General features: G+C 31.7%; 14 protein-coding genes. 9 read left to right on the forward strand and 5 right to left on the reverse strand.

The genetic code is table 11. The annotated features are described in order from the left end of the window. Positions 1 to 65 precede the first annotated feature (65 nt). The 3 genes from JBL43_RS13810 to dnaA are packed head-to-tail and all read right to left on the reverse strand — an operon-like array spanning position 66 to position 2671. Positions 66 to 782 (reverse strand): SAM-dependent methyltransferase, encoded by a 717-nt coding sequence (locus tag JBL43_RS13810; protein WP_198842025.1) that lies wholly within the window; start codon positions 780 to 782, stop codon positions 66 to 68. Continuing rightward, positions 772 to 1233 carry a low molecular weight protein-tyrosine-phosphatase gene (locus JBL43_RS13815; RefSeq protein ID WP_198841998.1) on the reverse strand — a complete coding sequence of 154 codons (462 nt, stop codon included), beginning with the start codon at positions 1231 to 1233 and terminating at the stop codon, positions 772 to 774. Before JBL43_RS13815 ends, JBL43_RS13810 begins: the two co-directional genes overlap by 11 nt. A 10-nt stretch (positions 1234 to 1243) precedes the next feature. Next, positions 1244 to 2671, reverse strand: coding sequence for a chromosomal replication initiator protein DnaA (dnaA, locus tag JBL43_RS13820; RefSeq protein ID WP_117884012.1), 1428 nt, complete (start codon positions 2669 to 2671; stop codon positions 1244 to 1246). A 165-nt stretch (positions 2672 to 2836) separates the two neighbouring features. Here dnaA and JBL43_RS13825 point away from each other — a divergent pair, with 165 nt between their 5' ends. Further along, positions 2837 to 3241 (forward strand): acyl-CoA thioesterase, encoded by a 405-nt coding sequence (locus JBL43_RS13825; protein ID WP_117884011.1) that lies wholly within the window; start codon positions 2837 to 2839, stop codon positions 3239 to 3241. On the opposite strand, the gene JBL43_RS13830 is transcribed toward JBL43_RS13825, so the two are convergent. Beyond that, positions 3242 to 3820 (reverse strand): IMPACT family protein, encoded by a 579-nt coding sequence (locus JBL43_RS13830; protein ID WP_233098783.1) that lies wholly within the window; start codon positions 3818 to 3820, stop codon positions 3242 to 3244. A 52-nt stretch (positions 3821 to 3872) separates the two neighbouring features. Next, the gene (gene ribD, locus JBL43_RS13835; RefSeq protein ID WP_198841999.1) at positions 3873 to 4919 is read right to left on the reverse strand and encodes a bifunctional diaminohydroxyphosphoribosylaminopyrimidine deaminase/5-amino-6-(5-phosphoribosylamino)uracil reductase RibD; all 1047 of its coding nucleotides are present in this window, start codon (positions 4917 to 4919) and stop codon (positions 3873 to 3875) included. Between the two features lie 27 nt (positions 4920 to 4946). On the opposite strand from ribD, the gene JBL43_RS13840 reads away from it, so the two are divergent. The 8 genes from JBL43_RS13840 (at position 4947) to JBL43_RS13875 (ending at position 13576) form a co-directional block, all read left to right on the forward strand. Then, on the forward strand, positions 4947 to 5423 hold the full coding sequence (locus JBL43_RS13840; protein ID WP_198842000.1) for a GNAT family N-acetyltransferase: 477 nt from the start codon (positions 4947 to 4949) through the stop codon (positions 5421 to 5423). After that, complete coding sequence (prmC, locus tag JBL43_RS13845; RefSeq protein WP_198842001.1) at positions 5424 to 6323, forward strand: peptide chain release factor N(5)-glutamine methyltransferase; 900 nt, start codon at positions 5424 to 5426, stop codon at positions 6321 to 6323. It abuts the gene before it with no gap. A 31-nt stretch (positions 6324 to 6354) separates the two neighbouring features. Next, complete coding sequence (locus JBL43_RS13850) at positions 6355 to 7401, forward strand: AI-2E family transporter (protein ID WP_198842002.1); 1047 nt, start codon at positions 6355 to 6357, stop codon at positions 7399 to 7401. A gap of 176 nt (positions 7402 to 7577) precedes the next feature. Beyond that, a complete protein-coding gene (locus JBL43_RS13855; RefSeq protein ID WP_198842003.1) occupies positions 7578 to 9065 on the forward strand; it encodes a T9SS type A sorting domain-containing protein in 1488 nt (495 codons plus the stop codon). A gap of 127 nt (positions 9066 to 9192) precedes the next feature. After that, positions 9193 to 10833 carry an alpha-glucan family phosphorylase gene (glgP, locus tag JBL43_RS13860; RefSeq protein WP_198842004.1) on the forward strand — a complete coding sequence of 547 codons (1641 nt, stop codon included), beginning with the start codon at positions 9193 to 9195 and terminating at the stop codon, positions 10831 to 10833. A gap of 70 nt (positions 10834 to 10903) precedes the next feature. Next, entirely contained in the window at positions 10904 to 11590 is a 687-nt protein-coding gene (gene trmD, locus JBL43_RS13865; RefSeq protein ID WP_198842005.1) for a tRNA (guanosine(37)-N1)-methyltransferase TrmD, read from the forward strand. A gap of 114 nt (positions 11591 to 11704) precedes the next feature. Continuing rightward, the gene (rplS, locus tag JBL43_RS13870) at positions 11705 to 12055 is read left to right on the forward strand and encodes a 50S ribosomal protein L19 (RefSeq protein WP_117884002.1); all 351 of its coding nucleotides are present in this window, start codon (positions 11705 to 11707) and stop codon (positions 12053 to 12055) included. A 762-nt stretch (positions 12056 to 12817) separates the two neighbouring features. Next, positions 12818 to 13576 (forward strand): NADase-type glycan-binding domain-containing protein, encoded by a 759-nt coding sequence (locus JBL43_RS13875; protein WP_198842006.1) that lies wholly within the window; start codon positions 12818 to 12820, stop codon positions 13574 to 13576. The last annotated feature ends 435 nt before the right edge of the window (positions 13577 to 14011 follow it).

The following is a 14011-nucleotide window of genomic DNA, read 5'->3' on the forward strand; positions in this document are numbered from 1 at the left end:
AAACTTAAAATCAGAACAATAATTCTAACTATCAACGAAGATCCTCAATGTTACATTGGGGATTTTTACATTTTATGAATAATAAAAATAGCAGGTCGTTTATGTAAATTCACTTTTTGCCTTTTCCAATCATTTACTGTCATTGTCTTAATAAATTCTGTAGACAATGTGATATCTACTGCGATACATAATTTTGTTTGACCAGAGAGCGTTTGCTTCAAATCTTCAAGCAATTTCTCGTTGCGATAGGGTGTTTCTATAAAAATTTGTGATTGATTTTTATCAAAAGATAATTTCTCTAAATGCTTAATACTTTTCTTACGTTCTCCTTTTTCAATCGGCAAATAGCCATTAAACGCGAAGCTCTGTCCATTTAAACCGGACGCCATCATTGCCATGATAATAGAAGATGGCCCTACCAAAGGAACAACACTAATACCTTTTTGATGTGCTAGCTGTACTATTGAAGCTCCCGGATCAGCGACTGCTGGCACGCCTGCTTCTGACAACAACCCTACATTCACACCTTCAGCACAAACATCTAAGTAATTTTGTATTTCTAAGATATCTGTAAATTTATCAAGAAGGTATATTGTTAAATTGGGTTGGGACTTTCTAGGTGATATTTTCTTTATAAATCGTCGAGCCGTTTTTTCATTTTCAACAATATAATGATCTGTCCGCTCAATTATTTGTTTCACCGACATCGGTAATACTTCCAAAGGTTCATTATCACCTAAAGTAGTAGGTATTAAATAAAGTTTCCCTTTACTATTCTCCATCATTCAGTGTATTAGCAATTATTGCACATGACTTATCTAGCATTTGATAAACATTTTCGAAACCACGTTCTGTATCGTGATACGGATCGGGAACATCAACATTTTCATCTGGAAACAATTCATTGAGAATCATTTTAACCTTAGCACTATCATTTTCATTTCTTGCTAAACGTAAAATATCATCTCTATTAAAAGCATCCATTACATAAATCAAATCGAATTCATCAAAATCTGATTGTTGAAATTTTCTACAACGCTGATCTGTAATGTCAATGTTATATTTTTTAGCAACAGCAATAGAACGACTATCAGGTAATTTACCAATATGGTAACCTCCTGTTCCTGCTGAGTCTATAAAAACTTTTTGCGAATTAACTTTAGATTTTAAAATACCTTCAGCTAATGGTGAGCGACAAATATTACCGAGGCAAACCATTAAAATACGAGTCATTGTATGAGTATTAAAATGATAACTTTTTAGTTATATCTTCAACGTACTTTTTAAATTGCTTATCAGTTTCGGTAAGGTTATCTACAGTTTTACAAGCATGTAATACCGTAGCATGATCTCTACTTCCTATTTGAGAACCAATACTAGCTAACGAAGCTTTAGTCATACGTTTTGCAAAGTACATAGCTAATTGACGAGCTTGTACAATATGACGCTTACGTGTTTTAGATTGCAATGTAGTTACGTCCATTTCAAAATATTTAGAAACTACTTTCTGAATATAATCAATAGAAACTTCACGTTTAGTGTTTTTAACAAACTTATCAACTATTTGTTTAGTAAGAGCTAACGTAAATTCTTTTCTGTTAAAAGAAGCTTGGGCAATCATAGAAATAAGCACTCCTTCTAACTCCCGCACATTTGATTTTATATTTTTAGCAATATACTCAACTATCTCATCAGGCATCTCTACACCGTCTCTAAATAGTTTTTTCTGTAAAATTAAAATTCTTGTTTCATAATCAGGTGCCATCAATTCAGCTGACAATCCCCATTTAAAACGTGACAACAAGCGTTGTTCAATATCTTGCATATCTACAGGAGCCTTGTCAGATGTCAAAATTACCTGTTTACCATTTTGATGTAAATGATTAAAAATATGGAAAAAGACATCTTGCGTACCTGATTTACCAGACAAAAACTGCACATCATCAACAATTAAAACATCTATCATCTGATAAAAATGAATAAAATCGTTACGCGTGTTTCCTTTTACGGAATCAATATATTGTTGTGTAAATTTTTCAGCAGAGATATACAGTACTGTTTTTTCTGGGTATTTATCTTTAATATCAACACCTATAGCATGAGATAAATGCGTTTTACCTAAACCAACACCTCCATAAATCAACAAAGGATTAAATGAAGTTCCACCTGGCTTATTAGCAACTGCCATACTCGCAGACCTTGCTAAACGGTTTGAATCTCCTTCTATAAAACTATCGAAATTATAATTTGGGTTAAGTTGAGATTCTATTTTTACTTTCTGAATACCTGGTATAATAAAAGGGTTTCTTAACTCTCTTTTATCAATTTCCAACGGTACAGTAATTCCCTGACTATTAAATGGTTTTCTATTAGAACTTGGTATTTTAACGGTATGCGGATTTTTACTACTATACGCATTTTCCATCCTAACATCATACACTAATTTAGCATCATCACCTAACTCCCTTACCAAAGCAACTCTTAACAATTTAATGTAATGCTCTTCCAACCATTCGTAGAAGAACTTACTCGGAACTTGAATAGTTAACGCTTCTCCAGCTATTTTTACGGGTAAAATTGGTTCAAACCATGTTTTATATGCTTGGGGTTTAATATTATCTTTGATAAAAGACAAACAATTATTCCAAACTGAAGTAGCTGTTTTACTCATTCTAATTATTTAGTTTTGTTAGTTTAAAAAAGAGCCTAAAATTGGGGTTATGCTCTCTCTTATTTCGAGCTACAAAAATGTGAATAAATTTTATTATAAAAAATTTTATTATCCTTGTTTTTCAACTTTTTTTTTATTACACTCGACTTCAAATATAGCGAATTTATGTTGAATCATGAAATAAATATTAGAGTACGTTACGGCGAGACTGATCAAATGAAATATGTGTACTATGGCAATTACGCTCAATACTTCGAAATGGGTAGAGTTGAATGGCTACGCAACCTAGGTTTGTCCTATAAAAAGATGGAAGAATTTGGCGTTATGTTACCCGTTATAAATATGAATATCAACTATTTAAAACCTGCCAAATATGACGACCTACTTACCCTTAAAACTACATTGATTAAACTACCCGGATTTAAAATTGATTTTGCCTACGAACTTTACAATGAAGCGGATGAGTTATTAACAAAAGCAACAACTACTTTAGTCTTTATTGACATAAAACGCAACAGACCAACGAAAGCTCCTGAATACATATTAGAAAAAATTAATCCGTATTTTTAATTAAATAATTTTCCAATTGATATATCTCGATTCTTCTAACGCTAATTGTAACTTTTTAGCTTCACTTTTTCTTATTGTAATTACAAATTCACACTTCATTTCCATTATTTGTTCTACAATATCTGCAGAAGTTTCTTTAATTATTCTCATTACAACGTTCATTTGAGCGTATTCAAAAGATAATTGAAACTGCGTATTTATAGTCTTAATCACTATTTTTGATGATTCCAATGCAAGTTGTGCCGCCGTTTTATAAGCATTTACCAAGCCGCCAACCCCCAATTTAGTACCTCCAAAATAACGAACAACTACCACCAAAACATTGGTCACGTCTTTGGATAGAATTTGTCCATAAATCGGTTGGCCTGCAGAATTATTAGGTTCACCATCATCATTTACACGATAATGCACATCTTCTATACCAACTTGCCATGCATAACACCAATGCCTCGCCTTATGGTGTTGACTTTTAAGATTATCAATAAGTTGCTTTACATTTCCCTCATTGACTAATGGATAGGCATAGCCTAAAAACTTACTGCCTCTATCTTTAAATAGTACTTCTTCCGAAGGTTTCAATATGGTTTTATAGGTATCGATATTTATTATTTTAATATTTACTCAAATTTAATTACAAAACCTTTGGAACCAAAATTTTTAATGAATCAAACTTAATTTCTTTTTTTGAAATTTCAACACCTTTAATATAAGGAGCTTTTACTCCCTCATAAAAAGTTGAATTCCCAACAAAAACCCTCGCTTCATCCCATAAATTGGCATCAATGAAAGATTGTAACGTTTTAGCACCTCCTTCTACAAGGACTGATTGAATTTCATTTTGATATAAATAATCACAAATCTGCCGAGGAACATTTTCTGAAAAATCAATTTTACGATACACCAAAGATTGCTCTTCCCTGTTTTCAACTTCGTTAAAAACAACGGTCTTATTGCCCCCATCTAACACATGACAACTCTCTGGAAATCGCAATTCTTTATCCAACACTAATCTTAACGGATTTTCTCCCGCCCAATCACGGACATCTAATTTAGGGTTGTCTTGCAACACAGTATTCGTCCCTACTAAAATAGCCGGCTCTTCAGCTCTCCATTTATGCACCAATTGACGTGAGTATCGGTTGGTAATCCATACCGGTTCATTTTTCACAACTCTTTTGGCTGGAGCGATAAAGCCACCTGATGTTTCTGCCCATTTTAATACAATAAAAGGTCTTTTTTTATTATGAAAAGTGAAAAAGCGATGGTTTAACGCTATACATTCGTTTTCTAAAATACCAACAATAACCTCACAACCCGACTTTCTTAATTTTTCAATTCCTTTTCCCGCAACTGCCTCAAAAGGATCTACACATCCCACAACAACTTTTTGCAATTTATGCTTAACAATCAAATCAGAACAAGGAGGTGTTTTTCCAAAATGATTACATGGCTCTAAACTCACATAAAGTGTTGATTTTTGCAACTTACTTTTGTCTACAACCGAATTAATCGCGTTTACTTCTGCGTGATTCCCTCCATATGGGCTGGTAAAACCTTCTCCAATAATAGCATCATCACATATAATAACACAACCGACCATAGGATTTGGTCTTGTTAAACCCAATCCGTTTTTTGCCAATTCTAAACAGCGTTTTATGTATTTTTCATGTATCTTCACATCGCAAAAATACAGATTTAAAAAGATATGATTATTCGAAAAATAGAACCGAAAGATAATCAAGAAATAGAGCAGATAATTAAAGAAACTATATTAGAATTTGGCTTACCTACTCATGGTACTGCTTATGAAGATATAGAAACCACAAAAATGCATGCGTCATATCAACAAGATAACGAAGTTTATTTTGTCTTAGAAAATGAAAATAAAATTGTTGGCGGTGCTGGAATCAAAGCTTTAAAAAATAATATTGAAGCCGTTTGCGAACTTCAAAAAATGTACTTCAGCCCTATAGCCAGAGGAAAAGGTGTAGGTAGCGTTCTTATAAAAAAATGCTTACAAGAAGCGAAAAATTTCAGATTTACTGCATGTTACATAGAAACGGACCCGAGAATGGAGGCGGCAATTCACTTATACAAAAAGAATGGTTTTACCTCTTTAGAAAGTTCTTTAGGTGATACTGGACACAGCTCTTGTAGCGTTTGGATGCTAAAAACTTTATAAATGAACTTATTACAATTAAAATCTCTTTTTATAGATGAATTAACGGATACTTATCCTAAAGAGGAAATTTTGTCTTTTTATTATTTATTAATCGAAGGTTTGTTGCACTTACAAAAAAAGGAAGTCTTTCTGGAGCCCACTATTGAATTATCTACTCAGCAATTAAGTGAGTTTAAAAATTCTATAGCACTTTTAAAACAAGAAAAGCCAATTCAATATATTTTAGGCAGCACAGAATTTTGCGGCTTCACCTTTAAAGTTAATAAAAACGTGTTGATCCCTAGACCTGAAACTGAAGAATTAGTAAGTTGGATTTGTTCAGATAGAATTTCTGATATTTCAAATCAAAAAGATACAGACAGCAGCAAAACATCTATTTTAGACATTGGAACGGGTAGCGGTTGTATTGCAATTAGCCTTGCTAAAAAATATCGTAACGCTAATGTTAGTGCTTTAGATGTTTCAAAAAATGCTTTAAGTACAGCAAAAGAGAATGCCATAGCAAATGATGTTGCTATTCATTTCATTGAACAAGACATTTTAAACTTACCTCTTAGACTTAACACTACCGTGTTTAAAAAGTATGACATTATTGTAAGTAATCCCCCATATGTTCGCGAATTGGAGAAACAAGAAATGCAAAATAATGTATTACAGAACGAACCTCATTTAGCCCTATTTGTAGCTAACGACAACCCACTTTTGTTTTATGATAAAATAGCAGAATTTGCCAAAGAGAACCTAACAGAAAATGGATTGCTTTATTTTGAGATCAATCAGTATTTGGCTTCTGAAACCGCTATATTGTTAAAACAAAAGGGATTTAATAGGATTGAAATACGAGAAGATATCTACGGAAACAAAAGAATGTTAAAAGCAACTAACAAATCAAATCTTTAATTAACTTTGTAAATTAAATTTTGCGACATTAATGAATAATCTTAAAACAACAAATACATTATTGCTAATTTTAGTGGTACCTGTAGTATTCTATTTACTAAATATACTTTCGTTTATTTTTATACCATTGGTATTCTCAATGTTTATTGCATTATTATTTTTACCATTGTTGCGTTGGTTACAGAAAAAAGGAATAGCTAAAGCCATAAGCATCTCTATAGTTATCCTTATTATTATTGGGGGCTTAAAGATTATAGCCGAACTGATACAATTATCTAGTAGAGAAATAATTGCCACAAACGAAGCTTTTATCGAAAAAGCCCAACTAAAATTAGTCGCTATTTTAAATTCTTACCAAGATTTTTTTGGAGTTGAACAAGGTGGAGACACTAATTTTTTAAATCATTTTCTGAATAAAGACAATTTCGGATCAACCATTAGTTATATTGGTAATACGTTAACAATGACGTTAATGACTGCATTTTTCGTTGTTTTATGGCTTGCTGAGTCCATTAATGTTCAAAAACTAATGAACAACACTATCCTTAGACAAAAGCATACTTCTGTAAAGACTTTTATGAAAATTGAGAAAGACTTAATAAAATTCATTAAAGTAAAATTTTTAGTGAGTTTAGGAACGGGAATTTTCACTGGATTAGCCTGTTACTTTTTTGATGTTAGTTTTCCTATTTTTTGGGGACTATTTGCCTTTGTCATAAACTTTGTTCAAATGATAGGCTCTTTTATAACTGTGATTCTATTAGCTATATTTGCTTTTGTAGAATTAGACCCTAATAGTATTTTATTATTTTTTGTCTTAACAATTACAGGAGTACAAGTTTTATTTGGCAGTATTTTAGAACCCATTTTTATGGGAAAATCATTCTCTATAAATATTATTACTGTATTGGTAATGCTAATGTTTTGGGGCTTTATCTGGGGCGTTCCAGGTATGATCATGTCTATTCCAATAACAGTATTCATAAAAATCATATTAGAACAATATCCAGAAACAAGAGTAATAGCAAATATTATTTCCGGAAACGACACTGTAACTCCATTACCTGTCAAAAAATAATACTAGCTCTTTAAATTCAGATTTCCTTTAGATTCTTTGAATATCTTTAGCTCTTAAATGCTAAACACATTCCCCTACTATGTGTTTTCTTTTAAAAGATATTACGATTAATTTGATTGAATTCAACCCCCTACTTAATCGTGAAAAATTAATTGAAAATTTTTAACGCTAACATTATGAGGAGTTGTATTGCTTTATTCTTGACCTTTTCTTTTACAATTTTTACATATTCGCAAGATTTAGGCTACGGTCTTGTTGCAAATGATTTGACCAACAGACCAATGCAAGATATTGCTAAACCGGGTTATCTTCAAACCATTACAGACCCTTCTTTTGGAACCACGATTAGACGGATTACGAATGCAGCTACCGGCGAAATTATAAAACCAATGTATAGCACTATACAAGCTTGGAATGCGGATGAATCTTATATGATTGTTTATCAAGTAGGTAAAGGTCACTTACTTTTAAACGGAACAACCTATCAATTTATTAAAACGTTAGATGTTAAGCCAGATGATATTGAGCAACTATTTTGGGACTTTAACAATCCCAAATATTTTTACTATTTAGAAGCTACGTCTGATGATTTTATCAAATACAATGTAGACACCAACGCTAAAGAAATTTTAGTCAATTTAGACACAGCGTCAGGCTGCAATGGTAATATAAGTTTAGGTAATGACGTACAAATGATGTCTTGGAATTCTGACATCATTAGTTTTAGGTGCGATAATAGAAGTGCTTTTTATTATAAAATTTCAACAGGAGTTACAACCTCTTTTAATATCAATAACATAAATTACCTTGCCCCTATGCCAACACCGTCTGGCAATTACTTTTATCATGATAAAATATCTTACAATTCGGCTGGAAATATACAAACTACGTTAAATGAATTAAAAGGCGAACATTCATGTATGGGAAAATTAGCGAATGGAAACGATGCCTATTTCGCCGTTGCTTTTGACCCAACATCACAAGGTGGTTGTACCGGAGACATTGTAGCTCATGACATGGCAAGTGGAGAATGTTATTCAATCATAAGTGAATCACAAGGTTATAATTACACACAATCGGGTACTCACATATCTGCACTTGCTCATAAAAATACACAACCGGGATGGGTAGCAGCTTCTTTAGTGGGCTATAAAGATGGTGGTCAAAATGGACAAACACTTTTAGATCAGGAATTAGTTATTGCTAAAGCGGATAAAAACAACATTAAAGTTTATAGAATTGGTCATCATAGAGCTGACGAAGATCAATTTGACTATTGGGGAGAACCACATGCCGTTTTAAGTCCTACGGGTACCAGAGTGCTTTTCGGATCTGACTGGAGTGGCTCTGATGATGGTAAATCAATAGATTGCTATGTAGTAGAACTACCCATATATAATTCAGCATTAGCCGTGACTGATAATATCTTAGACAATTCAATAAACATATATCCCAATCCTGTTGCGGATCAAATCACCATTAATAATGATAGTGGGCAAAAAATAAAGAAGGTCTCCTTTTTTAATATGAAAGGGCAGAAAATTAAAACACAAAACTTAACGAATAGCACTATTGATGTTTCCACTATTTCGGGCGGAATATACTTGTTAACCATACACCTTGAGAATGCTATAATAAACAAGAAAATTGTTATTGAAAAATAAGCTAGTATTAATATTAGGTTTCAGGACTGTTAATCTATCACATTCTCCATAAAAACTTATTCGAAATACATAATTTCGGTCATAAATTGTATTATTTTTGTAGCTTCAAAAATAAATTAAAATAATTATGTCTTCGAAATACAATCAGTGGTATCATCCCTACACTCCAGCAAAAAAATTCAGTAAAAAGGTTGCTTATTTTAGTATGGAATTTGGGATTGACCAAGCCTTAAACATATATTCAGGTGGTTTAGGATTTTTAGCCGGTTCACATATGCGTTCAGCTTTTGAATTAAAGCAAAACCAAATCGGTATTGGAATGTTATGGAAATATGGCTATTATGATCAAAACAGGAATGAAGATCAAACCATGAAAGCCGATTTCACTGAAAAGCATTTCGATTTCTTAGAAGATTCAGGCTTAGAAGTAGAAATAAAACTACATGATAACCCTTCAGTAAAAGTTAGGGCAATGGTGCTTAAACCAGAGATCTTTGGTACTGTACCTATCTATTTGTTAACCACTGACGTTGAAGGTAATGACCATTTATCTAGAACTATTACCAATCATCTTTATGATTCTAATGAAGTAACACGTGTATCACAAAGTATCGTTTTGGGGCTTGCTGGTGCAAAAATTGTTGAAGCCTTAGGAGGAGCAGATGTCTATCATTTGAATGAAGGCCATGGTTTACCCGCTTTTTATTATTTAAGAGATCAAGGTGTAAAAAAGAGCCAAATGGTTTTTACTACGCACACTCCAGAAAAAGCAGGAAACGAGGAACGTGAAGCTCGTTTTCTAAACCGTTGTGGATTTTTTGGAAGAAACCTGTCTAATGATGAGCTATCAAAAGAAGCTGTAAATGGAGGAATGATTAATTATACTATGTCAGCCTTAAGAATGGCGAAAAAATCAAACGCAGTTTCTAAATTGCATGCTAAGGTTTCTCAAGAAATGTGGAAAGACTTTAAAGGTGTCAGTAAAATTATACCAATAACCAATGCTCAAAATCAGAAATTTTGGCAAGATGAGAAAATAAAGAAAGCTGCTAAAACTAAAAACGAGAAGGCATTTACCAAAAGAAAAACGGAATTAAAATCAGATTTATTTTCCGAAGTTTATATGCAAACAGGTAAACAATTTGATCCAACTATTTTAACAATAGTTTGGGCACGTCGTTTTGCAGGCTACAAAAGAGCTGACTTATTACTTTTTGATATTGAACGTTTTGAAAGACTTATTTCAAATGAAAAATATCCTGTACAAATTATTTGGGCAGGCAAACCTTATCCTTTTGATTATGGAGCTATTGATAGTTTTAATTATTTAGTGAACTACTCAAAACCTAGAAAGAATATTACCGTACTTACAGGTTATGAAATTGAATTATCAAAAAAACTAAAAGAAGGTTCCAACATTTGGTTAAATACACCAAGAATTACGAGAGAAGCTTCTGGTACCAGTGGAATGACAGCTGCGATGAATGGATCTGTAAATGTATCTACAAATGACGGGTGGATACCCGAATTTGTAAAAGATGGCAAAAACTGTTTTGTTTTTCCTGAAGTAGATCATAATTTACCTTCTTGGGATCAAGATAGATTAGATAGTGAAAGCCTTTATGATATTTTAGAAAATAAAGTCTTACCTACTTACTATGATTCTCCAAAAAAATGGCAAGAAATTGTATTCAATGGCATTGATGATGTACTTCCTGAATTTGGAAGTAAGCGTATGGCAACACAATACTATAAAGAGCTTTATTAGTTCTAATTGACTTTCGTTTGTTAATCATAAATAACAAACGAAAGTCAATATAAAATGCACCTAAAACAATATGAGAATAGATATAATTACTGTTTCACCTGACCTTATTAAAAGCCCTTTTGAGCATTCAATAATCAAAAGAGCCATTGATAAAGAATTGGTGGAAATTCATTTTCATAATTTAAGAGATTATGCCGTTAATAAATATGGAAAAATAGATGATTCACCTTACGGCGGAGAATCTGGTATGGTGATGATGATTGAACCCATTGATAAATGCATTTCAAAGTTGAAATTAGAGCGGAATTACGATGAAGTAATTTATATGACGCCAGATGCAGAAATGTTAAATCAACAAACAGCAAATACGTTATCTTTAAAAGAGAATATTATTATTTTATGTGGCCATTATAAGGGTATAGACCATCGTGTACGCGACTTATTGGTTACTAAAGAAATTTCAATTGGTGATTATGTACTCAGTGGTGGCGAGTTAGCAGCTGCCGTTTTATCAGATAGTATTATCCGATTAATACCCGGAGTTTTAGGTGATGAAACCTCTGCTTTAAGTGATTCATTTCAGGATGGGTTGTTGGCTCCTCCCGTTTACACAAGACCTTCAGAGTATAACGGATTAAAAGTACCAGCAATTTTACTATCAGGTAATTTTCCTAAAATTGAAGAATGGCGAACAGAAAAAGCTATAGAAAGGACAAAAAACATACGGCCTGACTTATTAAAAAAGAGTGAAAAATAATTTTAACATTTCACCACTCACTTCAAAAATAATTTATTATATTTGCACACTCAAAATCAACCTCTGACGAAAATCGTGAATGTTGATCTTTGAAATTTTCTCAAAATATAAAAAATGGAAGATTTAGTAAAATTTGTACAAAACGAATTTGTAGCAAAAAATGAAATTCCTGAGTTTGCTGCCGGAGACACAATTACTGTGTATTATGAAATTAAGGAAGGTGAAAAAAAACGTACGCAATTTTTTAAAGGTGTAGTTATTCAACGTAGAGGTTCAGGTTTATCTGAAACTTTTACAATTAGAAAAATGTCTGGTACTGTAGGTGTTGAAAGAATATTCCCTATTAACTTACCTGCAATTCAAAAAATTGAAATAAACAAAAAAGGTGCTGTAAGAAGAGCTAGAATTTTCTACTTTAGAAAACTTACTGGTAAAAAAGCTAGAATTAAAGAAGTACAACGCTAAACAATTAGTGTTCAATATATCAAACCCCATTTCTTTTAAAGAAATGGGGTTTTTCTATGAGCTTAAGTTTTTAACAAATGTTAATAAACACTACTCATAACTTATTAATAACTAGAAGGCTACATTATTTTTAATTCTGTACTACTTAGTTATCTTTGACGTAAGATTTTAAAGTAAACATCTGATTTAGATATACGTTTAGTATTCGTACCAGACTATAGCTCAAACTAGTTTACTGAAAATCTGAAAAGAACGTTCTTTTTATTGTTTCTAATAACAAAACCTTTACCAAGTGTTTAGCATGAATAATTGGAACTGTTACTGTTATTAAAACAACTTAAAATACAACTACAGACATAATGATACAATTTAAATTGTAACATCTTACTGATTGTAAATGTATTTTAATGAAATCTTTAACTGAGTACACTATTTAATAATAGTCATTATGATTCGCAAGTCATCATAAACTTGAGTTAACGATTTCAGCTAATAGCCATAATTGAAATTTATTTCTGTTATGGCTTTAGTTTTTTTTATAAAAGTCTCCCCCTTTGATTACTGCAATTTCTGTTGATTATAAAAAGGCATAAGAAACTCCCTATTTTAACTCCCTGTTTTCAGTGGTTATAATTCACTTCTTTATAGGCGATATCTTTAACCATTACTTGATTATTTTTATTGAATCATTTACAATAAGTAATGCACGACAGTTTTATACGTTATATGTTACTTATAATCCATCTAGAATCATAATATTAAATGAAGTATCCTATAAAATCATTTTTAGCCATATTGACCATAACCTGTTTTAGTTCTTTTGCAATAGCCCAAAATATTAATTTAACTACTGAAAAAATAATTACACCCAAATTAGGTAAAAGTCATGATATCTCTGAAAGCGGTATAAAAGCTTATCAGAAGATTCAAACCAAATTAAATCGAATCCAAAAGGATTATGAAACAATGGGACCTGAAAGAATATCGAAATCAGATGTTGAATATTTAGAGTTGCACGAAATGGATACACCACCCAATTCAACGGATACTCCTGGTTGCAGCTGGTATTGTGCTGCATTAATAAATAACGTTATCGCCAGCAGTACGCTTGACGATTCTGATGCCTATAAAGCCTGGAATATCCATGATTTTGACTTGTCTAATACGTGGGCTACAAATAAAAACAAAGGTATTGGTGAGCACATAACTTTCGTTTTTGGCAAAACAAAATCCTTATCAATTCATCAAATACAAATTTATAATGGATACCAAAAGTCAGAATCTACTTGGAAAAATAATAGTAGAGCAAAAAAGATAGCCTTAAGTATAAATGGTAAACATTATGCTTACCTTGAACTAGAAGATGTAAAAAATGTTCAAATATTTACTATTGATGCTCAAAAATTTTTAGCTGACACCAATCTAACTTTCGAATTTAAAATTATGGAAATCTATCCTGGAAAAAAATATGAGGATTTGTGTATCTCTGAAATTAATTTTGATGGTGCAGGAGATCATTAAAAATTGATTTAATAAAGAGTAAATTTAAAAAATTCTTAGACATCTGTTATTAACATTTGTTTATAACTGTTGTTCATATCAAGTTAACAAATTACATTACACAATTCACACAATTAAAGGCTTTTAAGTGTACTTTTAACCACTTGAATCTAAATTCAAAATAATAATTTACCCCTTTTTGTTTTTATTTTGAAAATACTATGAGTTTTAGATTCAAGATGTATTGTTCTTAAACTTTATGTTAGCATGGTGTTTAGCACACGATAGATAATATTAATAAAAGAGCATCAACTAAAAGCACCTTTTTATTTAAGGTGCTTTTTGCATATAAAGAAATTGAAGTAAAATGCTAACAAATTCTTAAATCTTATAGAATTTTATGCTTTTATGTGTAGATTTGCTTTCGCTAAATCAAAAAAAATTAATTAATATAAA

This window comes from Aureibaculum flavum (assembly GCF_016406085.1).
Classification (GTDB): Bacteria; Bacteroidota; Bacteroidia; order Flavobacteriales; family Flavobacteriaceae; genus Aureibaculum; species Aureibaculum flavum.